Annotated in this window: 26 protein-coding genes and 1 tRNA gene; 9 read left to right on the forward strand and 18 right to left on the reverse strand. The window is 39.6% G+C overall.

Annotated elements, in window-relative coordinates:
- Positions 1-37 precede the first annotated feature (37 nt).
- Positions 38-1693 carry a polysaccharide biosynthesis protein gene (locus C1A09_RS15035; protein ID WP_101545862.1) on the reverse strand — a complete coding sequence of 552 codons (1656 nt, stop codon included), beginning with the start codon at positions 1691-1693 and terminating at the stop codon, positions 38-40.
- Positions 1694-1896: 203 nt separating this feature from the next.
- Between C1A09_RS15035 and C1A09_RS15040 the strand changes: the two genes are divergently transcribed.
- From C1A09_RS15040 to C1A09_RS15060, 5 genes are all read left to right on the forward strand, one after another.
- A tRNA-Thr gene (locus tag C1A09_RS15040) sits at positions 1897-1969 on the forward strand.
- Between the two features lie 90 nt (positions 1970-2059).
- Complete coding sequence (gene mltG / locus C1A09_RS15045; RefSeq protein ID WP_101545864.1) at positions 2060-3097, forward strand: endolytic transglycosylase MltG; 1038 nt, start codon at positions 2060-2062, stop codon at positions 3095-3097.
- Positions 3098-3174: 77 nt separating this feature from the next.
- Complete coding sequence (locus C1A09_RS15050; protein WP_101545866.1) at positions 3175-4767, forward strand: thiamine pyrophosphate-dependent enzyme; 1593 nt, start codon at positions 3175-3177, stop codon at positions 4765-4767.
- 4 nt (positions 4768-4771) lie between these two features.
- Positions 4772-5353 (forward strand): indolepyruvate oxidoreductase subunit beta, encoded by a 582-nt coding sequence (locus C1A09_RS15055; protein ID WP_101545868.1) that lies wholly within the window; start codon positions 4772-4774, stop codon positions 5351-5353.
- A gap of 20 nt (positions 5354-5373) precedes the next feature.
- Positions 5374-6681 (forward strand): phenylacetate--CoA ligase, encoded by a 1308-nt coding sequence (locus C1A09_RS15060; RefSeq protein WP_101545870.1) that lies wholly within the window; start codon positions 5374-5376, stop codon positions 6679-6681.
- Positions 6682-7182: 501 nt separating this feature from the next.
- On the opposite strand, the gene rplT is transcribed toward C1A09_RS15060, so the two are convergent.
- The 16 genes from rplT to C1A09_RS15145 form a co-directional block, all read right to left on the reverse strand.
- Positions 7183-7533: a 50S ribosomal protein L20 gene (rplT, locus tag C1A09_RS15070; protein WP_007214085.1), complete on the reverse strand. Its 351-nt coding sequence runs from the start codon at positions 7531-7533 to the stop codon at positions 7183-7185.
- 101 nt (positions 7534-7634) lie between these two features.
- Entirely contained in the window at positions 7635-7832 is a 198-nt protein-coding gene (gene rpmI / locus C1A09_RS15075; RefSeq protein ID WP_101545874.1) for a 50S ribosomal protein L35, read from the reverse strand.
- A 68-nt stretch (positions 7833-7900) separates the two neighbouring features.
- Positions 7901-8497: a translation initiation factor IF-3 gene (gene infC / locus C1A09_RS15080; protein ID WP_101545921.1), complete on the reverse strand. Its 597-nt coding sequence runs from the start codon at positions 8495-8497 to the stop codon at positions 7901-7903.
- Positions 8498-8618: 121 nt separating this feature from the next.
- Positions 8619-10559 carry a threonine--tRNA ligase gene (thrS, locus tag C1A09_RS15085; protein ID WP_101545877.1) on the reverse strand — a complete coding sequence of 647 codons (1941 nt, stop codon included), beginning with the start codon at positions 10557-10559 and terminating at the stop codon, positions 8619-8621.
- Between the two features lie 82 nt (positions 10560-10641).
- Entirely contained in the window at positions 10642-12681 is a 2040-nt protein-coding gene (locus C1A09_RS15090) for a tetratricopeptide repeat protein (RefSeq protein WP_101545879.1), read from the reverse strand.
- 117 nt (positions 12682-12798) lie between these two features.
- Positions 12799-13353 (reverse strand): peptide deformylase, encoded by a 555-nt coding sequence (gene def / locus C1A09_RS15095; protein WP_101545881.1) that lies wholly within the window; start codon positions 13351-13353, stop codon positions 12799-12801.
- A gap of 39 nt (positions 13354-13392) precedes the next feature.
- Positions 13393-13818: a Holliday junction resolvase RuvX gene (gene ruvX / locus C1A09_RS15100; RefSeq protein WP_101545884.1), complete on the reverse strand. Its 426-nt coding sequence runs from the start codon at positions 13816-13818 to the stop codon at positions 13393-13395.
- A 20-nt stretch (positions 13819-13838) separates the two neighbouring features.
- Positions 13839-14804: a PCMD domain-containing protein gene (locus C1A09_RS15105; protein WP_101545923.1), complete on the reverse strand. Its 966-nt coding sequence runs from the start codon at positions 14802-14804 to the stop codon at positions 13839-13841.
- A 24-nt stretch (positions 14805-14828) separates the two neighbouring features.
- A complete protein-coding gene (locus C1A09_RS15110; protein ID WP_101545886.1) occupies positions 14829-15935 on the reverse strand; it encodes a cholesterol-responsive sulfotransferase in 1107 nt (368 codons plus the stop codon).
- A gap of 9 nt (positions 15936-15944) precedes the next feature.
- Complete coding sequence (gene cysN / locus C1A09_RS15115; protein ID WP_101545889.1) at positions 15945-17402, reverse strand: sulfate adenylyltransferase subunit CysN; 1458 nt, start codon at positions 17400-17402, stop codon at positions 15945-15947.
- A gap of 31 nt (positions 17403-17433) precedes the next feature.
- A complete protein-coding gene (gene cysD / locus C1A09_RS15120) occupies positions 17434-18345 on the reverse strand; it encodes a sulfate adenylyltransferase subunit CysD (RefSeq protein WP_101545892.1) in 912 nt (303 codons plus the stop codon).
- A complete protein-coding gene (gene cysC, locus C1A09_RS15125; RefSeq protein ID WP_101545894.1) occupies positions 18345-18956 on the reverse strand; it encodes an adenylyl-sulfate kinase in 612 nt (203 codons plus the stop codon). The genes cysD and cysC overlap by 1 nt, the downstream gene beginning before the upstream one ends.
- A gap of 16 nt (positions 18957-18972) precedes the next feature.
- Positions 18973-20526, reverse strand: a complete 1554-nt coding sequence (locus tag C1A09_RS15130; RefSeq protein ID WP_101545896.1) for an SLC13 family permease — start codon at positions 20524-20526, stop codon at positions 18973-18975.
- Positions 20523-21359 carry a 3'(2'),5'-bisphosphate nucleotidase CysQ gene (gene cysQ / locus C1A09_RS15135; RefSeq protein WP_101545898.1) on the reverse strand — a complete coding sequence of 279 codons (837 nt, stop codon included), beginning with the start codon at positions 21357-21359 and terminating at the stop codon, positions 20523-20525. The genes C1A09_RS15130 and cysQ overlap by 4 nt, the downstream gene beginning before the upstream one ends.
- 243 nt (positions 21360-21602) lie before the next feature.
- Positions 21603-22106, reverse strand: coding sequence for an SPOR domain-containing protein (locus tag C1A09_RS15140; RefSeq protein ID WP_101545925.1), 504 nt, complete (start codon positions 22104-22106; stop codon positions 21603-21605).
- A gap of 48 nt (positions 22107-22154) precedes the next feature.
- Positions 22155-22607: a lipocalin-like domain-containing protein gene (locus C1A09_RS15145; RefSeq protein WP_101545901.1), complete on the reverse strand. Its 453-nt coding sequence runs from the start codon at positions 22605-22607 to the stop codon at positions 22155-22157.
- Between the two features lie 176 nt (positions 22608-22783).
- On the opposite strand from C1A09_RS15145, the gene C1A09_RS15150 reads away from it, so the two are divergent.
- The 4 genes from C1A09_RS15150 to C1A09_RS15165 all read left to right on the forward strand — a co-directional run bounded on the left by C1A09_RS15150 (position 22784) and on the right by C1A09_RS15165 (position 25032).
- A complete protein-coding gene (locus C1A09_RS15150) occupies positions 22784-24055 on the forward strand; it encodes a DEAD/DEAH box helicase (RefSeq protein WP_101545903.1) in 1272 nt (423 codons plus the stop codon).
- A gap of 111 nt (positions 24056-24166) precedes the next feature.
- Positions 24167-24376, forward strand: a complete 210-nt coding sequence (locus C1A09_RS15155) for a YtxH domain-containing protein (RefSeq protein ID WP_101545905.1) — start codon at positions 24167-24169, stop codon at positions 24374-24376.
- 29 nt (positions 24377-24405) lie between these two features.
- Complete coding sequence (locus C1A09_RS15160) at positions 24406-24768, forward strand: phage holin family protein (protein ID WP_101545907.1); 363 nt, start codon at positions 24406-24408, stop codon at positions 24766-24768.
- A 12-nt stretch (positions 24769-24780) separates the two neighbouring features.
- On the forward strand, positions 24781-25032 hold the full coding sequence (locus C1A09_RS15165) for a hypothetical protein (protein ID WP_101545909.1): 252 nt from the start codon (positions 24781-24783) through the stop codon (positions 25030-25032).
- A gap of 69 nt (positions 25033-25101) precedes the next feature.
- On the opposite strand, the gene C1A09_RS16410 is transcribed toward C1A09_RS15165, so the two are convergent.
- Complete coding sequence (locus tag C1A09_RS16410; RefSeq protein ID WP_370738759.1) at positions 25102-25173, reverse strand: smalltalk protein; 72 nt, start codon at positions 25171-25173, stop codon at positions 25102-25104.
- Positions 25174-25179: the final 6 nt, after the last annotated feature.

Consider the following 25179-nt stretch of genomic DNA (forward strand, 5'->3'; position numbering starts at 1 on the left):
ACAAAGGTAATACATTATTTCATAATATACATTTATTTCATTGTGAAGTTTCGGAAAAAGAATTAATTCCTTTTCTTAATATCATCTGATTTTCCGTATAGCTATCACGAACCAAAGTAGTAATGCGAGCATACGTCTGTTTATAATTAGTATCTTCCAATTTACATTTCAGTACCATAGGATGAGTTGTCATTTCAGTACAAGAGTTCCAAGCATCATCCAATAAATACGTAGCTCCATCTTCTCCGATATTACATACTTCCAATAGTAGTTGGCACGCTTCCGACATAGCCATTAAACATTGAGGTTCAAAAGGATAAATTCTACCCAAACGAACAATCATCATTTTTCTATTTGTTTCAACCACATTTGATACCATCAAAGCTCTCGCACCGACTTCTGCTAGCCATTTAGTTTTATCAACTATCGTTTTATGATTTATTACCCCATTAGTAGATACAAGTACACACCGGTTTACATCATACTTTAAAGACAATTCTACTATATTCAAAGTACCTTCTATATTAGTCCGAATAGCCTCTGAAACAAAATCTTCCATCAACTGTATATTGTTATAAGCTGCCGCATGAAATACAAGTTGAGGATTAACTTCCCGAAAAATGGCTTCCAAGCGACTATGATTTGCCACATCAGCTACTTGTACTTTCACATCCAAGTTTTTCCAATTATCAGATAGTTCCAACTGAATGTCGTATAAAGGCGTTTCTGCCTGATCTATCAATATCAAGCGATATGGATTTAATGCCGCCAATTGACGAACAATCTCCCGTCCTACAGCACCGGCAGCGCCTGTTACAATGATTTTACGCCCCTCAATAAACGAAGCAATCTTTCGCATATCAACTTTAATCGGTTCCCGACGCAACCAATCTTCTATTTGAAGATTTTTTATCAAACCGTCATCAACACAATCACTCAATGGCGGTAAGGTCATCAAATGAATATTATGCGCCTGCATTTTCTCCATCATACCTGTTTTTTCCAGTTCTACTTCTTTGCCCGGAGAAATGATAATAGCCTGTACTTTCTTCTTTTCCAATCTATTTAAAAGATTCTCATCATTAGCATATACCTTACATCCCATGGACAATTTTCCAATCATATCGGGCTCATCTGAAATAAAACCACGCAAACGAAAATGATTATTGCGATTTACCCGTAACGCTTTGGCAACATTTACTCCTGTTCCATAAAATCCATAAATAAATATGTTTATACTATGGCGTGCATCAAAAGCTATGGTTTCGTAAAAAATCTTTATGGAAATACGTAAACATAACATAAAAGAAAAAGTAAAAATATATGCCATAAAAAGTATACTTCCCGGAAGTGTATTTTCCAAACCAAAAAGCCACCAACAGAAGTTTCCTAATCCTAATAGTCCAAAACTCAAAGTAAGACATATAAACACACGATAAATATCTATAAATGAAGAAAAGCGGATAATGCCAACATAAGTATGGAAAATCTGAAAAAATAAAGCACAGCATAAAACAGTAAGCACACTCATCCAACTGTATAAAGAAGTGTTATATGTAATCGACGATATTTCCCATTGTATGATGAATGCTAATAACATAGAAACCAATACGATTAGCAGGTCTATCAGTAAAACAATCCACTTGGATGCAATACGAGAAGAAAGATACTTATAGTATAGTCTTGAATTCATAATATAATATGAAACGTCTGTTTTGTTTTAGCTAAGTTACAAATATGCTTCTTTTCATTTGATTTTCCAATTATTTTAGGAGAAAATATTACAATATCCAAATATCACAATAATCATTAAGAAATAATCAAAAAAAATCAAACGATTATTTTTGCAAATTCAAATAAAGATGTACCTTTGCACCCCGTAAACAGAAGTCATTTGCCGCTATAGCTCAGTTGGTAGAGCAACGCATTCGTAACGCGTAGGTCGCCAGTTCAAGTCTGGCTAGCGGCTCTCAAGAAAGAGATGTAAAAGCATCTCTTTTTTTATGACCTTTTCTATATTCTTTATACCTTTGTCTCCTCCAATAAATAGAACAAGAATATGAGAAAGAAAAAAATAAGCATCCTTCTCGGAATATTTGCAATCTTATTATTTATTGCAATTATTTGTACCGGTACAGTTTATTATTATTTGTTTGCCCCACAATTTCATCCTCCCAAAACAACCTACATTTATATTGATCGCGACGATACGGTTGACTCTGTATATAATAAGGTGAAAATTCAAGGTCATCTAAAAAAAATTACAGGATTTAAATGGATGGTAAAATGGCGTGATTATCACAAGCATATTCATACGGGACGATATGTAGTTCGACCTGGAGAAAACGTTTATCACGTTTTCAGTCGTTTTTACAGAGGATATCAAGAGCCTATGAATCTCACTATTGGAAGTGTACGAACATTAGACAAATTGGCCCGTAATATAGGCAAGCAACTTATGATTGATTCTGTAGAGATTTCCAGGGCTATGAATGATTCTGTATTCCAACATAAAATTGGATACAATAAAGAAACTATGGCTTGTCTTTTTATCCCCGAGACCTATCAGGTATATTGGAACATGAGTGTAAATGATTTCTTTGAACGAATGCAAAAAGAGCATCAAAAATTCTGGAATTCAGAACGATTGAAAAAAGCCGAAGATATAAGTATGACCCCAGAAGAGGTTTGTACCCTGGCATCTATCGTCGAGGAAGAAACAAACAATAATTCTGAGAAACCAATGGTTGCAGGGCTTTACATCAATCGCCTTCATTCTGGAATGCCTCTACAAGCCGATCCTACCATCAAATTTGCCCTACGAGATTTCAGCCTACGCCGCATCACAAATTCCCATTTGAGTATAAATTCACCATATAATACCTATCGTAATCCTGGTTTACCCCCCGGACCGATACGCATTCCCTCTCCCATAGGGATAGATGCCGTATTAAATTACGCAAAACATGATTATATATATATGTGCGCTAAAGAAGATTTTTCTGGTACTCATAATTTCGCCTCCAATTATGTAGAGCACATGAGAAATGCAAGAAAATATTGGAAAGCATTGAACGAAAGAAAGATTTTCAAGTAATATTACGATAAAATAAAAGCAAAAGGCTATATTTGCGACTATTATTAAAACCGTGACTAACACTTAAACAATAAGAAATGAGCAAGCAACTCTTACTTGGCGATGAAGCCATTGCACAAGCTGTATTAGATGCCGGACTTTCCGGTGTATATGCCTATCCCGGTACTCCTTCTACGGAAATTACCGAATATATTCAAATGGCACCGATTACTATTGAAAAAGGCATCCATAATCGTTGGTGTTCCAACGAAAAGACAGCTATGGAAACTGCACTAGGTATGTCTTTTGCCGGAAAACGTTCACTGGTCTGTATGAAACATGTAGGTATGAACGTCGCAGCCGACTGTTTTATAAACTCCGCCATCACTGGTATAAAAGGCGGACTGATTGTTATTGCAGCTGACGACCCCAGCATGCACTCTTCACAAAACGAACAAGATAGCCGTTTTTACGGTGATTTCGCACTTATACCTATGTATGAACCAAGTAACCAACAGGAAGCATACGACATGGTTTATAATGGCTTTGCATTCTCGGAACAAATGGGTGAGCCACTGTTAATGCGCATGGTTACACGCTTGGCACACTCCCGTTCCGGTGTTGAACGTAAGGAACAACAGCCACAAAATGAAATCTCTTTCAGCGAAGACCCACGTCAGTTTATACTGCTTCCCGGTAATGCGCGTAAACGCTATAAAATACTGTTGCAACGTCAGGAGGAATTCATTAAAGCATCAGAAAGCTCTCCATATAACAAGTATATGGATGGTCCTAATAAGAAATTAGGTATAATTGCTTGTGGCATCGGCTATAATTACCTGATGGAAAATTATCCTAAGGGATGTGAATATCCAGTACTCAAAATCGGGCAATATCCTCTTCCTAAAAAACAGTTGATGCAACTTGTAAATACCTGTGATGAAATTTTGGTCTTGGAAGATGGTCAACCATTTGTTGAGAAACAATTGAAAGGTTATCTTGGTATTGGTATCAAAGTAAAAGGTCGACTGGATGGAACATTGTCACAAGACGGTGAATTAAATCCTGACAGTGTTGCACGTGCTGTAGGTAAAGAAAATAAAGCTGAATTCAGTACGCCTTCTTTAGTAGAAATGCGCCCGCCTGCGTTGTGTGAAGGGTGTGGACATCGTGATATGTATACAGTATTGACAGAAGTATTAAAAGAAGAATACCCGACCCATAAAGTGTTTAGTGATATAGGTTGTTATACATTAGGGGCTAACGCACCATTCAACGCTATTAATTCTTGCGTAGATATGGGAGCTTCCATCACAATGGCAAAAGGGGCTTCTGACGCAGGCGTATACCCATCTGTATCTGTTATAGGCGACTCTACATTCACTCATTCCGGAATGACCGGTTTACTGGACTGTGTAAACGAGAACACCAACGTAACAATTGTTATTTCAGACAATGAAACCACTGCCATGACTGGTGGACAAGATTCTGCAGGAACCGGACGTTTGGAGGCTATTTGCGCAGGAATCGGTGTCGCACCGGAGCATATACGCGTCGTAGTTCCTTTGAAAAAGAACTATGATGAGATGAAACAGATTATCCGCGAAGAGATTGAATACCATGGTGTATCTGTTATCATCCCTCGTAGAGAATGTATTCAAACCCTAGCACGTAAAAAACGAAACAAGTAAAACTATGAAAAAAGATATCATACTTTCAGGTGTGGGTGGACAAGGTATCCTCTCCATCGCTACTGTAATCGGTCAGGCTGCTCTTAAAAACGGCTTATATATGAAACAAGCCGAGGTACACGGCATGAGCCAACGAGGTGGTGATGTACAATCCAACCTTCGTATCAGCGATCAACCTATTGCTTCAGACCTCATTCCTACAGGAAAATGCGATCTCATAATTTCATTAGAGCCAATGGAAGCTCTACGTTATCTTCCCTACCTGAACCATGAAGGATGGCTGGTAACCAATGAAGTCCCTTTTATCAACATACCTCACTATCCAACAGAAAAAGATATAAAAATGGAACTTGAAAAACTACCTCACAAAATCATATTGAATGTAAATGAAGTAGCTAAAGAAGTGGGATCCCCACGGGTTGCCAATATTGTATTGTTAGGTGCAACCATTCCATTTTTAGGTATAGACTATACTAAGATACAAGATAGTATTCGGGATATATTCCAACGTAAAGGAGAAGCTATTGTGGAATTAAATCTCAAAGCATTGGCAGCAGGTAAGGAAATTGCAGAAAATCTGATGTAAACTCTAAATTTCAAAAGACCATGAATGACAAATACTGGGAAGAAGAGATAGAAACCATGCCACGTGAAGAGTTGTGTAAACTACAACTCCAACGGTTGAAAAAAACAATTAATATTGCATCAAATTCCCCATATTATAAAAAAGTTTTTCAAGAAAACGGTATAACAGCAGAGGATATTCAATCAATAGAAGATATCCGTAAAATTCCATTTACTACCAAAGCTGATATGCGTGCCTGTTATCCTTTCGGTTTAGTATCCGGTAATATGCGTGAAGATGGAGTCCGTATTCATTCATCCAGTGGTACTACGGGCACTCCAACCGTTATTGTCCACTCCCAGCACGATTTGAATTCATGGGCTAATTTAGTAGCACGCTGTCTTTATATGGTAGGTATACGTAAGACCGACGTTTTCCAAAACAGTTCGGGTTATGGTATGTTTACAGGAGGGCTAGGTTTCCAATACGGTGCAGAACGTCTGGGTGCATTGACAGTTCCTGCTGCCGCAGGTAATAGTAAACGACAAATAAAGTTCATTACAGACTTCCAAACAACAGCCTTGCATGCCATTCCTAGCTATGCTATCCGTTTGGCTGAAGTATTTCAGGAAGAAGGCATTGACCCCGTCTGTACCAGCCTCAAGACACTTGTAATTGGAGCAGAACCTCATACAGACGAACAACGTCGAAAAATTGAACGAATGTTAGGAGTAAAAGCCTATAATAGTTTCGGCATGACCGAAATGAACGGTCCTGGTGTCGCGTTTGAATGTACTGAGCAAAATGGGATGCACTTTTGGGAAGATTGTTATCTAGTAGAGATTATTGATCCAGAGACTGGAGAACCGGTTCCTGAAGGTGAAATTGGAGAATTAGTCTTGACAACTCTTGATCGTGAGATGATGCCCTTAATACGTTATCGTACTCGTGATTTAACTCGTATATTACCGGGTAAATGTCCATGTGGTCGTACACATATACGTATTGACCGTATTAAAGGACGGAGTGATGATATGTTCATTATTAAGGGAGTCAACATCTTCCCTATGCAAGTTGAGAAAGTATTGGTGCAATTTCCTGAGTTGGGTAGTAATTATCTCATCACATTGGAAACAGTCAATAACCAAGATGAAATGATCGTAGAGGTAGAACTCAGTGATTTATCTACTGATAACTATATTGAATTAGAAAAAATACGTAAAGAAATTACCCGTCAATTAAAAGATGAAATACTAGTCACGCCTAAGCTAAAGCTTGTAAAAAAAGGTTCTTTACCGCAAAGTGAAGGAAAAGCTATCAGAGTAAGAGATTTACGGGACAATAAATAAAAAGTCCATATAATATAGATGCACATACGTGCATAGATATAAATAAGTACGCAGTTAAAAATATAAATACTTGTGTACTTATCCTTGGGATTTACAAATGCTTCAAAACAATAGGAAAAGAAAAAGGAACGGTAGTCGCAAGATTACCGTTCCTTTTTATAGAAAGCCGCACCGATGATGTGATGAAACTCCGTATGACATGATTTGAGTGCCCGTCCTCTTTGTAATCCACCGACTCAAGAGTTACCCCGAAGGGCGTGGCCCGCCATTGAGAAGCGAAGCTTGTCTCGGTATTTCATTAAAATTGATGAGTTTCCCGATCCAATCAATGCGGCTATATTTTTCTAAAACAAAGATAACAAGTTTATATGAAAGAAACAAGAGAAAATAGAAATTTGTTTTCTCGACAGTACCGTTTTCACAATTCCTCATCTTCTTTATAAACAAAAAGTGCTGACTACCCTATTGTAATCAGCACTTTGTAATTTTATTATCAAACAGTTATGCTGCTTTTGCTTTAGCAACAATAGCTTTGAAGGCCTCCGGATGGTTCATAGCTAAATCGGCCAACACTTTACGATTGATTTCGATACCAGCCTTGTGCAAAGCACCCATCAATTTAGAATATGACATACCTTCCAAACGTGCAGCAGCATTAATACGTTGAATCCACAAAGCACGGAAGTTTCTTTTCTTATTCTTACGGTCACGGAACGCATAAGTCAAACCTTTCTCCCAAGTATTCTTGGCAACGGTCCAAACGTTCTTTCTTGCACCAAAGTAACCTCTGGTTAATTTCAAAATTTTCTTTCTTCTTGCTCTAGAAGCAACATGATTTACTGATCTTGGCATAGTTTTACTTGTTTTTGAATGTTAGCGCCGTTACTCCACGCAGCGGACTTAAAGCTAATGCATTCGGTTAATAACTTTAATAATACTTCGTACGCTTTTGATTACTTCATAGCTAAGAGTTCCTTAACCTGACTTACATTCGTTATATCAACGATTGTAGAGTAACACAGATTTCTCTTTTGCTTTTTAGTTTTCTTAGTCAGAATATGACTATGAAAAGCGTGCTTTCTTTTGATTTTACCTGTTCCGGTAAGAGTAAATCTTTTTTTAGAACCGGAGTTAGTCTTCATCTTTGGCATCTTACTAATTTTTAAATTATTTAATTATATGGCAACGCACTATACCTGTGGCGTTACTCATTTTTTTATTATTCGTCTTTTGATTCAGTAGAAACATTTTTAGAGGTCTCTACCGATTTCGATACAACCACTTTCTTAGGAGCTCCTTTCTTTGGAGAAAGTTGAATAGTCATTCTTTTCCCCTCTAAAATAGGCATCTGATCTACCTTAGCATATTCTTCCAAGTCATTTGCAAAACGCAAAAGCAACACTTCACCTTGTTCCTTAAACAAAATAGAACGACCTTTAAAAAATACGTATGCTTTTACCTTATCACCATCTTCCAAAAATCCCTTTGCATGCTTCAGCTTGAAATTATAGTCATGATCATCAGTCTGAGGCCCAAAACGAATTTCCTTCACATTGACCTTAACCTGTTTTGCTTTTTGCTCCTTCTGACGCTTCTTTAACTGATAAAGAAATTTAGAGTAATCAATAATACGACAAACAGGGGGCTGTGCATTTGGAGAAATCTCCACAAGATCCGCTTCGTGTTCTTCTGCCAGCTTCAATGCCTGAACTATAGGATACACTTTTGGTTCTACTTCATCGCCCACAATGCGGACTTCCTTGGCGCGGATTTGCTCATTAATCCGATATTGCGCCTTCATGCTGTCATTCTTCATTAAATAACCTTTACTTCCAGTTTGTTTCTTGTTTATTACTACCAAATTTATTTTTTGCATTAAGTAAAAGCGAACTTTAGAACATCAATTATATGCTATGCTTTTACAATTGGGCGCAAAGTTACCATTTATTTATCATATTTTGAACTTCTTCGTTCATTTTTTTAGCAAATTCTTCAAAATTCATGGTTCCTTTATCACCTTCACCCTGCTTACGGACAGAAACTTCTCTATTTTCAGCTTCTTTTTCACCCACAACCAACATGTAAGGAATACGTTTCATTTCGTTATCACGTATTTTACGTCCGATCTTCTCGTTACGTTCATCTACAATAGCACGAATATCGTATTTCTTCAAATATTGTTTTACTTCCTGAGCGTAATCGTTGAATTTCTCACTGATAGGCAAAATAGCGACCTGATCAGGGGTCAACCACAACGGGAATTTACCGGCAGTATGTTCAATCAGTACAGCAACAAAACGTTCCATTGATCCAAACGGTGCACGATGAATCATTACCGGACGATGTTTCTGATTATCTGCTCCTGTATATTCCAATTGGAAACGTTCTGGTAAATTATAATCCACCTGAATGGTACCTAACTGCCAACGACGTCCAATAGCATCTTTTACCATAAAATCCAGTTTAGGACCATAAAAAGCCGCTTCACCATATTCTATCTTGGCTTTCAGTCCTTTTTCTTCACACGCTTCAATGATAGCTTGTTCCGCCTTTTCCCAATTCTCATCGCTACCAATATATTTTTCGCGGTTTACCTTATCACGCAGAGAAATCTGAGCTTCAAAATTCGTAAAATTCATGGATTTGAATACGATAGAAATAATATCCATAACACGAAGGAATTCATCTTTCACCTGATCGGGACGACAGAAGATATGAGCATCATCCTGTGTAAAACTACGCACACGAGTCAATCCATGCAACTCACCACTCTGTTCATAACGGCAAACCGTACCGAATTCAGCCAAGCGCAAAGGCAAATCCTTGTAAGAACGAGGTGAGTTTTTATAAATCATACAGTGATGAGGGCAATTCATCGGTTTTAGGAAGTACTCTTCTCCCTCTTCCGGAGTATGAATAGGTTGGAATGAATCTTTACCATATTTTGCATAATGCCCGGATGTAATATACAACAATTTATTACCAATTGGTGGAGTTATAACCTCTTGATAATCATAACGAGCCTGAATACGACGCAAAAACTCCTGCAAACGCAAGCGCAATGCTGCACCCTTCGGTAACCACATCGGCAATCCCTTACCCACCGTATCGGAGAACATGAACAAATCCATTTCTTTACCAATCTTACGATGGTCTCGTTTCTTTGCCTCCTCCAATAATACCAGATATTCATCCAACATTTTCTTTTTCGGGAAAGTGATACCATAGATACGAGTCATCATCTTACGATCTTCCTGACCACGCCAATAAGCTCCCGCTACCGAAGTCAACTTGATGGCTTTAATAGGAGCAGTAGTCTGCAAGTGCGGGCCACGACACAAATCTGTGAACGCACCTTGCGTATAAGTTGTGATATGACCATCTTCCAATTCAGAAATCAGCTCACATTTATAAGTTTCTCCACGATCACCGAACATCTTCATAGCATCTGCTTTTGTAATATCTTTTCTTACAACAGCTTCTTTCTTTGCCACAAGTTCAGCCATTTTCTTCTCGATAACAGGCAGATCGGCCTCTTTAATAGCAATCTCACCCGGATCTACATCATAGTAGAAGCCGTTTTCAATAGCAGGTCCAATACCAAACTGAATACCCGGATACAACTCTTGCAATGCTTCGGCCAACAAGTGAGCGCTTGTATGCCAAAACGCATGTTTCCCTTGTTCGTCTTCCCACTTATAGAGAACCACTTCTGCGTTTTCATTAATGGGGCGCCCCAAATCATAAATTTCTCCATTTACGCCACAAGCCAGCACATCCTGTGCCAGGCGCGAACTGATACTTTCTGCTATTTGCAGTCCCGTTACTCCTTCGTTATATTCACGAACAGAGCCGTCTGGAAATGTTATCTTTATCATAATATTACGTATAATTCAAATTTCAAAACACAAAAATAACGAATTCTTTATTGATATTCTATTTTTTAGAAAAAAAATGTTATCACTGCATATTTGTAAATCTCTTGATAATGTTATAAGCTGAAACAATACCCAATTCGCCAGCCTTACTCAAGTCAGAAATACCCTGTTTGTTATTACCTAGGAAGATATGAGTCAGGCCACGGTTAAAATAAGCCTCGGCAAAATCCGGATTCAAAGCAATCGCCTTATCATAATCTGCTAAAGCAGCACGATAATCTTTCAGCATAGACAACACATTACCACGGTTATAATAACCATAAACAAAATCAGGAGCCAATTGGATGACATGATCCAAATCATTTTTCACAATATCATAATCTATGGCGGTAACTTCCACTGTTTTAGCCTCTGGTGTTCCCGACACAGCCCCCTCATTCATAGTGGATTCTGCCTTCTTATATTCCAACTGTTTACAACGAACCAAAGCTCTCATAAAATAAGCCGGGAAGAAAGTATCATCCAGCAGAATACTCTGTGTAAAGTCATCAATAGAACTTGCAAAATCCTGTACTAAATAGAAATCCAACCCACGCATAAAACGTTTCTTCGCATTTTTATCATCTGCTACGATATCCGATGTATGAGTATCTATCAGTGCAAAATGGAAACGTACTTGTTCTTCAGTCAATGGAGCCTCCATGTTCGTGATACGCAAAGACTTTGGAAACAACTTCAAATGATTCAACTCATCAATGTATTTATGATAGTGTATCACACGTTTTACATCACTCAACTTTTCATAATAAGTTAGCGCATACATTGGTTCAAGTTTTATCGTCACATTCTTATCCTGCACACGTCCACGATAATCACTTGTATAACGCTGATCAGCTTCCGAATCATCCGCAATCACAATTTTACGGTAATTCTCCATATTCTTATCAGATTTCTTACGTGTCTTTTCATTATCCGTTCCACCCTCTCCCGAATTATTATCCGCCATATCTTTTTCACCACCGGATGAAACACCGTTACGCCTGTCAATCTGCATTTTCATAACCTTGAATTCATCCTGTTCGGCACCTTTACGATCACCTACCTTCTTTCTTGCTTCGGCACGCTGATAATAACCAGCCATGAAATTAGGATATTCATCAATCACTTTAGAGTAATCACTGATAGCCCCTCTGTAATCACCCGTTTGTGCACGCAGCAAACCACGATTAAAGGTAGCCATCATATTATCCGGCTCCATTTTCAACACGAAATCAAAATCCTCTATCGCCCTATTATCATCTCCCACTTGGGCACGCAACAAACCACGATTATAATGTCCCAGGAAATTATTCGGATCGATATCTAATGCCAGATCATAATCACTCATGGCACCTCTCAAATTATTTTGATGAAAACGCGCCAAAGCGCGGTTGATATAATTCCCCGCATTCTTGGCACTCAAATGGATAGCTTGATCTAAATCACCTTCAGCATCTTTATATTTACCCTGTTGAAGACGAACAATAGCTCGTGCAGCCCATCCGTCCGGATCATAACGATCCATATCGATGGCCTTTTCAAAGTCATTTAAAGCCTGTATAGTATCATTTTGTTTCAAGTTGACTTCACCACGCATCAGATAAGCACGCGTATATCGGGGAGCAATAGTCAAAAGTTTCCCCAAATCCTTTTTTGCCGAATCATAGTCTTCTTTCTGCATGTGGCAAAGGGTAAGATTATGCCAAAGTACCACATTTTCAGGATCATATTTCAATGCAGTTTTATAATCCTCTATCGCCCCATCAAATTTATTCTGACGGATACGCGCCAATCCTCTAATCTGATAAGCTCCTACTACAAAAGGATTTCTTTGGATCGCCAAATCACAGTCAGCTTCCGCTCCCTGGAAATCATCCAGATTGATCTTCGCCAGTCCACGAAAGAAATAAGGCTCATATAAATAAGGTTTCGCATTAATAACCTGATTAAAATATTGGATAGAAAGCACGTAGTCTTCAAAATACAATGCGTTTCGAGCGATAGTCATCACCCGTTCCGTATTGATTTGCGCATACAACAACGTGGGTAACAGCAAAATAGCCGTTAATATTTTTTTTATCATCTTGTCTTATAAATACTTGTAAACGAAACAAAAGTAACGTTTATTCGTTTACATATCAGGATATACCGAAGACTTTTTATATTTTTTGAGCCTTTTATACCTTATTATATGGTTTACTTATTTTACGGTCTTCACCTTATAGGTACAATGCGCCTTCCCCTTCAACATCGCGTTCAGCTTTCCTTTTATCATCTGTTTACGCAAGGGGGACAGATGGTCTATAAACATTTTCCCATCCAAATGGTCAAATTCGTGTTGCATGACACGAGCCAGGTATCCCTCAACAATTTCATCATGCTCCACCAAATCTTCATCCAAATATTTCACACGTATTTTATTACCTCTTTTCACAGCCTCATGAATACCAGGCAGACTCAGGCATCCTTCCTCCATGGAAACCTCTTCACCAGACACCTCCAAAATATGCGCATTAATATATGCCTTACGAAAATCTTTATATTCAGGATAATCATCCGACAACACATCCAGATCAACAGTTACCACACGAATTGGTAAACCAATTTGCGGAGCAGCAAGTCCCACACCATCAGCATTACTCATCGTTTCGAACATATTCTGGATTAACTCTTTCAAATTAGGATAATCAGGCGTTATATCTTCCGCCACTTTTCTCAATACGGGTTGTCCGTATACATAAATAGGTAAAATCATCTTATCAATTACAAATTACTAATTACATTCACTATACTACTATAAGGAGGAAAAACGTTTATTCTCCAGATATGTTTGCAAAATAATTGTCGCACTGATTTCATCCACCAAAGCTTTATTTTGCCGGGCTTTTTTCTTCAACCCGGCTTCCAACATAGTACGATGAGCCAGAACAGAAGTAAAACGTTCGTCTACGTACTCCACAGGCATATCCGGCAACTTTTTCTTCAAAGAACGGACAAATGGCTCTATATTCTTCATATTTTCAGAAGCTTCGTTGTTCATCTGTTTGGGAAGCCCCACTAAAATCCGTTCTACCGATTCCTTAGCCACATAATCAAGGATAAAAGCAAGAAGCTCATGAGTAGGTACAGTTGTCAAACCATTGGCAATCATCTGTAGCGTATCACTAACGGCTATCCCTGTTCGCTTCCTACCGTAATCTATAGCTATTATCCTGCTCATTATAGGATACAAAATTACGATTAATATATCAACTTTACATTATCAATCCAAAGAGAATTACCCGGAGAACCGATATATGCTCCTCCATGGCTGGAAGTAAACTGCAACAATAAATGTGTAGGAACATCATCAGCTGTTCCCCATGCCACTTCTTTCACCGGCACACTTTCCCCTTTACTATTCACAGCATAACGTTCTTCCACCTGAAGACGCATCATGTGAGGCTTATATGCAGGATCTCCCGTAATATCACCATACATGATAGAATAAGTAGCATTATTACGCCAATTATCCATAGTAGTATAATAGCGAACTACCATTGTCCCCACACGTTTCGCATAGATATTACCATCCTTATCTTCCCAACGCTGCTGTAAGAACAAATTTACTTCCGGGAAATCCTTACCTTCCACATCAGTTATTTTACTGAAACCGGTAGCACGAAGACGTTTTTCGCGATCGGACATTTTCACTTTATAATCAAATTGGATAGCAACAGGTTTCTTTGTGAAAGGAATGCCGGAATTCAACATCTTCTGCGGGTTTTTGGTACCTTTAATCGGTTCGTGTACCTCACCCAAAAACATAGAACCGGCAGCCAATACTGTAATATCAACCAATCCAAACACCTTAACACTCTCCATGCGAGTATCCATACGTGCGCAAAAACCATCTCCACGCTTTTCCGGGAATACGGACGTATTAGTTTTGGTAATACCTGCCACACGTGCCATAACATTGGAAGTTGCCCACGGAGAACCACCCATATTTTTATATACCTTATTCTCAGTGATAGTGGCAGTAGGTCCGATAGCATAAACATTCTTAGTAGCGCCACCAATTATTCCGGATTCTTTAATCTGACGATCCACCCACTGATCCATGTTTCCAAAAGGAATCATTTCTACTTTCTGCTGTGCCAATACTGCCCCACCACAAAATATAACGGACAACAAAGCCAACGTACGAAGTTTCTTACAAATCATCATATACTCTCCTCAATCTATCAATTAAAGTTCATATTTCCATTGATCCAATGCAAAGTTCCAATTATCCTGAACAAGTTGCACCGTACGATCATCGTACTTATATTTATTCTTTTTATAACCTTTTTTGCCTCCTACATACTTCTCTATATCTGCACAAGCCTCCGTAAATCCCGGTATAGAAAGCGTTTCATAAATATGTTCGGTCATTCCCATTGCATCAGCTTCAAAATCTTCGAACTTCACTTCTATCAGATTACCTTTTGGAATACTTACTTTATCGGCTTCATACTTATGATAAAGCTTGGCGTAAATAGACAAAATATTTTTTTCCAACTCCTCAGAACTGATATTCTGAAGCTTCAACGGCTGAATGGTATTCGTAAAAAAGCTGCGAGTACTTTCAAACACCGTATAAGGATTACGCATCAGATAAATGAATTTGGCATTGGGAAACATTTTTACCAATTCTTTCACCCGCCCCGTATGAGGAGGGTTTTTACTCAAGAACTGAGTTCCATGCGTATTCCACAAAGAAATTTTGATCAGTTTGACAAAAGTTTCCTCAAAAACCTTCAACTCATCTTCTGTTATATCATCAAACAGCAAATATTTGTCCGCATACTCTTGTTGGTATTTGGGCAAAAACCAGAAGTTATAATAAGTATAAGGCATCATATTAGCCAAGGCAAACTCTTCTTCTTGAGGAAGGTCTACGGCAAGCTCCATATTATCCGTAGGGCGTTTGTCCGGCATTAACCAACTCATATTCTTCTTGAAAAAAGGTTGTCCCCACATCATTAAATGAGGGAACACTGTCTGATATGTTGTATTGTAACCGAAATGCTTATCGCAAGAAAACACATTATGAACAAAAGTCGTTCCGCTACGCCAATGTCCAAGTATAAAAACAGGATCATATTCCAGCGGTTTATCTGCTAACAGTTTTTCATAGCGTTTGTTCTGTAAAGGAGCCAACGTAGAAAGTAAACGGCATACAACTTTTGTCAAACGATACTTACCTTTATAAGCAGCCTCTATCTCACGCCCCTTCGTAATAGCATTGAATGTTTTCCAGTCAGCACCGACCAGCGTGTTTATCGGAAGCTTGTTAAATTCGAGTAACCCCATTTCTAATCTTTAGTTTTTAATTATCACTTTGATGCCTTGATGTTCCAGTTCCTTCACAGCTTTTTCAATTGCCTCATAATGTTCAGGTTCAATACCCAGTTTAGGCAAGTCCAGCACAGGCAAATCTTCAGCCAAGTGCATATCCTTGTCCTCCACCTTATCGATTATCATACCCACCGCACTGGTATTATTGGTAATCGGATCAATCAGGATAAACGAGCCACATGCCTTATTTTTCTGATACGGATCAAAAAACAATTCTTTGGCAGTAGTAAGAACTACACGGGCAATTTGATTCAATTGCATAGGAAGAGTATCCTTTGTCAATTTACCGTTTTCAATGGAAAGATGCTCCATTGTGTTGACATCCACTTTATATTTAATATTGTCAATGCGCGTACGGCTTACATTCGTTGTCTGTTTAATAAAGAACGATTTATTAATATCCATCGGTTCCTCATCCATCCACACCACCATTGCTTCAAAGTTACGGTCCATCAAAGGCAGGTTGCCCGGATGTACCAACATTTCCCCACGCGACACATCTATCTCATCTTCCAAAGTCAACGTAACAGACTGCGGAGGAAAAGCATAATCCAACTCACCATCGTATGTTACAATACTCTTCACACGCGATTTCTTACCCGAAGGCAAAGCCATAACCTCATCTCCCTTACGGACAACCCCCGAAGCAACCTTACCACAGAAACCACGGAAATCAAGGTTAGGACGTAAAACATATTGCACCGGAAAACGGAAATCCGCCAGATTATGATCATTATCGATATGTACGGTTTCCAAGAAATCCAACAAAGAAGTGCCTTTATACCAAGGAGTGCGGTCAGACTTCTCTACTACGTTATCTCCATCAAGTGCGGAAAGAGGAATACAAGTCACTTCCGGAATACCCAACGGAGCAATAAACTGTTTGTACTCTCCTACAATTTCATTAAAACGCTCTTCCGAAAAATCCACCAGATCCATCTTATTGACAGCAAGTACCACATGTTTAATTCCCAGCAGAGATACGAGAAATGTATGGCGGCGTGTCTGCGTAATAACCCCCGTACGGGCATCTACCAAAATGATTGCCAGATTAGCAGTAGAACCACCTGTAATCATGTTACGGGTATATTGTTCATGCCCCGGAGTATCAGCTATAATGAACTTGCGATTATTCGTTGAGAAATAACGGTATGCCACGTCAATCGTGATACCCTGCTCACGTTCAGCTTTCAAGCCATCCAGTAGCAAGGCATAGTCAATATGGTCTCCGGCATTTCCAACACGCTTACTGTCACGCTCCAAGGCATCCAATTGGTCTTCATATAATTTTTTACTATCGAACAACAATCGCCCGATAAGAGTGGACTTTCCATCGTCTACCGAACCTGCCGTGAGAAATCTTAACAAGTCCTTCTGTTCGTCCTTATCAAGAAAAGCCTTTATATCTAATTTATTATCCATTTTCTTAATTACAAATTACTAATTACAGATTTTAGAAATAGCCTTCGCGTTTCTTTTGCTCCATGCTAGCCTCCTGGTCAAAGTCAATCACACGGGTAGTACGCTCACTTTTGGTGGTAGTCATCATTTCCTCCACAATCTTCTCGATAGTATCCGCCTCACTCTCCACGGCACCGGTCAGCGGCCAGCATCCCAAAGTACGGAAACGAACCATACGCATTTCTATTTTATCCCGATATTGTTCCGGTAAACGCTCATCATCCGCCATAATCAGGTTTCCGTCTATCTCCACACATGGACGCTCCTTGGCAAAATACAATGGCACAATAGGAATATTCTCCAAACGAATATATTGCCATATATCCAGTTCAGTCCAGTTGCTCAGCGGAAATACACGGATACTCTCTCCTTTGTGTACACGCGCATTATATATATCCCACAATTCCGGCCGTTGGTTTTTCGGATCCCATTGATGGAATTTATCCCTGAAAGAAAAAATACGTTCCTTGGCACGCGATTTCTCCTCATCACGACGTGCACCGCCAAAAGCCGCATCAAATTTATATTTATCAAGAGAATGAAGCAAAGCTTGCGTTTTCATCAAGTCGGTATGTACCTTGCTACCATGAGTAAAAGGACCTACACCGGCATGAAAAGCTTCCATATTACTTTCCACAATCAAATTCCAGCCATATTTCTTGGCATACTCATCGCGGAACTGGATCATTTCCTTGAATTTCCATTTAGAATCGATATGCATCAACGGAAAAGGTACTTTGCCCGGAGCAAACGCCTTTTCAGCCAAACGTACCATAACCGAAGAATCCTTACCGATACTGTATAGCATCACCGGATTCTCAAATTCCGCAGCCACCTCACGGATAATATGTATGGACTCTGCTTCGAGTTCCTGCAAGTGGCTAAGTTTATACTCTTCTTTCATTATATATTATTCTTCTGAATTTTCGGTAAAATAAGTTCCAACAGTTTATTGACAGATTCTTCCAAACTGAGCACAGACGTATCCAGCATCAAAGCCGGATGCGCAGGAGCCTCAAACGGCGCGGAAATACCCGTAAAGTTTTTAATCTCCCCCTTACGGGCTTTAGCATAAAGTCCTTTCACATCACGACGTTCACACTCTTCGATGGGCGTACTGACGTAAATCTCCAGAAAATCATCTTGTCCTATAATATTTGCCGCCATTTCACGTATATCACTATTAGGGCTGATAAATGCAGCAATAGTAATGACACCGGTATCTATGAATAGTTTGGAAACCTCAGCGATACGACGGATATTTTCCACACGGTCAGCTTCTGTAAATCCCAGGTTATTATTAATTCCACTACGAATATTATCTCCGTCAAGGATACGGCACAACAATCCACGTTTATGTAATTCCCGTTCTAAGGCAATAGCTATCGTACTTTTACCGGAACCACTCAAACCTGTAAACCATATCATCACACTGCGCTGTTTCAGTAATGTCTCTTTATCCTCCCGTGTCAGCATCCGATCGAAAATCGGATATATATTATTGTTGTCTGTCATATATTCTATAACTTAATTAAAAAGGCCATATTAATGGAATGAGAAAAATAGAAATCAAGAATGTTATTATATTCAACGGTAAACCGATACGTACAAAATCTGTAAACTTATAATTACCGATACCTTGTACAATCAAATTCGTCTGATAACCGATAGGTGTGGAGAAACTAGCTGAAGCCGCCATACAAATTACCACAAAGAACGGCATCGGGCTCACTCCCAACTGTGCCGAAATAGAAAGCGCCAGAGGAAAAGCAAGTGCCGCCGCAGCATTATTCGTTATCAGCTCGGTAAACAGATTAGTTATAATAAATACCGCTGCCAACAACACCTGAGGACCGTAATGTTCTGTCAAGCCAATAATATAACTCGCAACTATATCTGCCACTCCCGAATTCACCATTGCTTTACTGATGGCAAAAGCACAAGCAATTGTAATCAAAATATCCCAAGAAATATATTTCGTATATTTACGGGCAGGGAAGATCTTTGTCCATGCCATAATAATAGTCGTAACAGACACAAAGAAAAACATATCCAATTTCATATCCGGAAATGCTTCTTTCACAACAGGCAACTCACCCACAGTAGCTCCCGTAATCATCAAGATCAATAAAATCAATGCAAACCACCGTTTTCCCTTACTTGCTACCGGTTCCGTATCTTTTCCATTAGCAATCATTACAAAGATAGAAGATTCCCCCCATGTCTGTATAAACGAGTCATCAGCCATCACTACCAACGTATCACCATCACGAAAATATTCATTTTCAAGATTTTGAGTATAAGTCTGACCATTACGTTTTATCTCCTTCACTTCAGCTCCATAATGGCGTTTAAAATTAAACGCCCCGATTTTCTTATTGATACCCGGGAAACGAGGTCCAAGTACGGCCTCCACACGATGCAAGTCACCTTGTTCCTCCGGCTCATCATCCGGCTTCACCGCGTCCTTACGCACATCCGGCAGTAATTTGGAAGAGAACAAAAATATATAAACGATACCTGCTATTGCAATGAATATTCCAACCTTTCCCAACTCAAACATCGTAAATCCTTCATATCCCGCTTCCATAATCATACCATGTACCACCAGATTGGTAGAAGTACCGATCAGAGTACAGATACCTCCCAAAATCGTAACGTATGAAAGAGGAATCAAGAATTTAGTAGCAGGCAACTTTACCGATTCTGCCCACCGTTTGATAATAGGAGCAAAAATTACGACAACCGGAGTATTGTTCAAAAAAGCGGAAATAAAAGAAATCACGGGTAACATTCTGAGCTGCGCTTTAAACACTGTAGTTTTACCTTGTGGAAGTAATTTCTTGATAACTTGCCCCAATGCCCCGGATTGCCGGATACCTTCACTGACAAGAAACAGCATAGCCACAGTTATCATTCCTTTATTACTAAATCCTTCCAGCATCTCCTTCGGTGTCAAAATCCCTGCACACAAGAACACTACTACTACCGAAAAAAGTACCATACCCGGACGCATCTTGTCCAGAACCAAGGCTACCACCATGCCCAACAGGGCTAAAAGCACAAATGTAATCTCAAACGTCATACGGATCGTTTTTTAGTTTTCACACGTCTGGGCTCCACTACAAACCAAGGATTCAGCAAATCTTCCTTATTATATTGTAAAGGCTCTTCCTTCCCCACCTGATAAATTTCCATACCGGCAGCCCGCGCTATAGCATGCCCTGCAGCCGTATCCCACTCCATTGTAGGAGCAAAACGCGGATACACATCTGCTTTTCCTTCTGCCACCAGACAAATTTTTATAGAACTTCCACTGGAAATTAATTCTACATCCGGATGATGACGCTTCATCTCCTCTATGTAAACTTCCGTTTCCGGTGAAAGATGCGAACGGGAAGCAACAATCACAAACTTGTCGTGTTCATCCTTATCCGGCAAACGGACAGCCGATGCCATCAACTCATCCAACGTAGTCTCTGCACGCATCGTAATGCCGGATAATTTATAAGCTCCAATTTCTTCATCTGCAAAATAAAGTTCTTTTTTCACCGGAAGATAAATTACTCCCATCACAGGTACCGAGTCATGTACCAAAGCGATATTAACTGTAAACTCCCCGTTTCTTTTGATAAACTCCTTTGTTCCGTCCAGAGGATCTACAATCCACAAAGTTTCCCATTCATGACGTTCCACAAATGGTAAATGTTTACCTTCCTCGCTTAATACAGGGTAAGGGGTATGCTGCAAAATCTTTGTTATCGCCTCATGTGCTTTTTTATCGGCAATAGTCAAAGGGGAATTATCCGCCTTTTTTTCTATCTTAAAATCAGATGCCGGATCGTCGTAAATGGAAATAATGTCTTTTCCGGCGCACAAAGCCGCATCAATTGCATCGAGTATATATTGTCGTCCCATACTATATCCAAATATAAAATGCAAAATTAAAAACTTTTTTATCGCAAAAAGTTTCCACTTCCGGTTTTATAACTTCTTTTAAACGAAAAAGATAAATTTTATAAGTACTTTTCACAATCGCTGAAATACATGTTCCATAAACATTTCCAGCAAGTTAAGAGAAAGGCAGTAACTTCCCAGTTACTGCCCTATCCTGAAAGGAGGAAAATACCCCTTTCTTATGAATTACCAAAAAGAATTCAATTAATTAATGCGGTACAGCAACCAAGCCCCTTGGAAATCCTGACGATTAGGATACTTTGCCTTAAAAGCATCGCGGGCACTTGCAGCAGAAGCTCTGTCTGCATATGTACTTACGATAACCCGGTACATGGCAGCATCCGCATTGAATGCGATGACAGCATTATAACCTTCTTTATCCAAGAAGTTTTTCAGGTTTTCAGCATTAGCTTTCACACCAAAGCTACCACACACCACACTGTAGTCTTTCAGACCATCAGCACCGGATACCACTGTAACTTTCTCCTGTCGTACCACGCCTACCGGAGCACTTTCCACTACCTTGGCCTCTACCGGGGCAGTCACTACAGGAGCCACCTCCTCTACCGGAGCAGTAGTCTGAGGTTCTGCCAACTCTTGTTGTTTTGCCTTTTCGTATGCCTTCTTGTATGCGCTTTCACTCGATTTACAAGAAGAGAATGCCAGTACGATACATACTCCCATTCCCAATACTGCTAATTTTTTCATTTTTTCTATCATTTTTTGTTAGTAAAATCTATGTCTATTCTAAATCCATCAATATTTACGGAAAACATATTTAACGCCCTGGTAGTTCAACCGCATCTTCTTGTTGGTCAATTCCTCCACCTTGAATGTCCGTTCCCCCTCTTCTCCCCAATTAAAGAATTTCTTATAACCTGCGGAGTTTATCAGATTACTGTGAGCCTCTTCATTTCCGGCACTGTTATCCGGCCACAATATAATGGATATCTCATCCTCTTTCAATTTATAATATCCATAATAAGCTTCATAATTACCATATTCATTCATACAATATGCCAGAAAACTCCCCTTCTGAAATCCATAGAATATGCTGTCCACTCTCTGCACTGTTCCATCGGGATATTGACATTCACGCAATTGCCATTTACCTACCCAATCCGAACCGCCATCATTCATACAAGAAACACATCCCAGCAGCACACACACCAAAATCAGAAGTATTTTCCCGCCCAACAATTTCTTCATAGTCCACTTTTTTAATTAAAAGACAAAAGTACGCCTAAGCTCTTATCTAATCCCTCCAAATGCTGTTAAATATAATTAAAAGGAACGAATAATAAAGACAAAAAGAGATTTAGCCAGAAGGCTTTCGTACCTTTGTCAAATATAAAACAGGGCGTGAGGCCCATTTAATTAATTACATGACATTTGAAAATTTGAAATTGATAGAGCCGATATTAAGAGCTCTTCAAGAAGAGGGGTATTCCACCCCCACTCCGATACAGGAGAAATCCATTCCCATATTACTTCAAGGAAAAGACTTATTAGGATGTGCCCAAACCGGAACCGGAAAAACTGCGGCATTCTCCATTCCCATCCTGCAAAAGTTATATAAGACAGATAACCGTCAAGGAATAAAGGCATTGATACTGACTCCTACCCGCGAATTAGCGATACAAATCGGAGAGTCATTCGAAGCATACGGCAAATATACCGGACTACGTCACGCCGTCATATTCGGCGGTGTAGGGCAAAAACCGCAAACCGATGAGCTCAAGCGAGGCATACAGATACTGATTGCAACTCCGGGGCGCCTGCAAGACTTGGTCAACCAGGGTTTCATCAACTTAAAGACACTCGACTTCTTCGTACTCGACGAAGCAGACCGCATGCTGGATATGGGTTTCATCCATGACATCCGCCGCATCCTGAAGTTACTCCCACCGCGCAGGCAAACCCTTTTCTTTTCAGCCACCATGCCGCCCGAAATAGAAAAGCTGGCCAAGTCCATGCTGACCGCTCCGGAAAAAGTGGAAGTAACTCCTGTATCTTCTACCGTCGATACCATATCGCAATCCATCTATTTTGTAGAAAAGAAAGAAAAGAAAGACTTGTTGTTATATCTACTCAAGGATCCGGCAATAGAATCAGTCCTGATATTTACCCGTACCAAATATGGAGCGGACAAGCTTGCACGTATTCTCAATAAAGCAGGTATAGGCGCCGAAGCCATCCATGGCAATAAATCACAAAACGCACGCCAACGTGCATTGACCGGTTTCAAAAGTCATACTCTCCGTGTATTGATAGCGACGGACATTGCGGCCCGTGGCATTGACGTAGACCAACTGTCTCACGTCATCAACTACGAACTGCCCAATATTCCGGAAACATACGTTCATCGCATCGGACGTACCGGACGTGCCGGACACAACGGAGTAGCTATTTCATTCTGCGAATCAGAAGAACTCCCATACCTGAAAGACATTCAGAAATTGATAGGTAAAACCATTCCGATCGTAAAAGAACATCCGTTCATCACCTCCACCGGAACCAAAGCCCAAGAAACAAAGACAGAAGAGCTCAAAGTTAAAGCCAAAGAAAATAAAGTATATAGAGGTAGCCGCGCAAACGGTGATTTCTGGAGAAGGAAAAAGCAAACCCGACAAAATAAGCCTCAAAAGCAAGCCTGATTGTCACTTTTCATGATAGACAACTCTAAAAAGCAAGTTTTTTTGAACAAACTTTCAAAATATTTTGTTAGCTTTGTCATATAAACCTAATAAAAAGAAAGGAGTATTATCATGAAAGGATTAAATGTTTTAGCAGCTTTTTTGGGTGGTGCCGCAGTAGGTGCAGCTATTGGTATTTTATTTGCCCCTGAAAAGGGTGAAGATACCCGTCATAAGATTGCAGAAATTCTCCGTAAAAAAGGTATCAAACTGAACCGGAATGAAATGGAAAACCTGGTCGACGAGATTGCCGCAGAAATCAAAGGTGAAGCTGCCGAATAAAAAACTACATTTCAAAAAACAGAGCCATTATGTTTGCAGACGACAAAAGTATAGAGAATATCCAGCAATTATTTATTGAGTTTAAAAAGTATCTGGAACTCCAGAAGAAATACACTCAACTGGAAGTCACTGAAAAGCTGACAATCTTGCTTTCTACATTGATACTCGTACTTCTTGTCGTCATTCTCGGCATGGTGGCCCTGTTTTACTTATCTTTCACCCTCGCCTACATATTAGATCCTATCGTAGGTGGATTGATGGTAAGTTTCGCCCTGATCAGTTGTTTCCATATCTTGTTGATTATCCTAATCGTTGTATTCCGTAAAAAGATTATCATCAACCCGATGACAAAATTCATCGCAGGACTATTCATTGATAATAACAAAGATTAAAAAATCACGAATATGAATGATACTTCCAATACAGACCTCATCACTTTAGAGAGCCTCCAGAAACAAAAAGCGGAAGCACGGGAAGAATTGCGTGCTCAAAAGAAGATAATGAACGATACCGCCAGGAACCTGTTCGCCCCACTTGCTCCTGCGGCAGACAGAGGCACTGCAATCATGCGGGCCTTCAACACAGGCATGGCAGTATTCGATGGAGTTATGCTGGGAATGAAGTTGATGAAGAAAATAAGAAATTCATTCCGGTAACAAAAAAGAGGCTGAATTCTACATTTGCACATAGACTCCAGCCCCTTCCAAATAAGAAGTCCTCCTTTTTTAGACAGCCATCACCTGACCGCCTATTACACCTGCAATAGCACTCGCTACAGCAATGATTACCTTCAAAATCTTATC

Source organism: Bacteroides cutis (assembly GCF_900241005.1).
Classification (GTDB): Bacteria; Bacteroidota; Bacteroidia; order Bacteroidales; family Bacteroidaceae; genus Bacteroides; species Bacteroides cutis.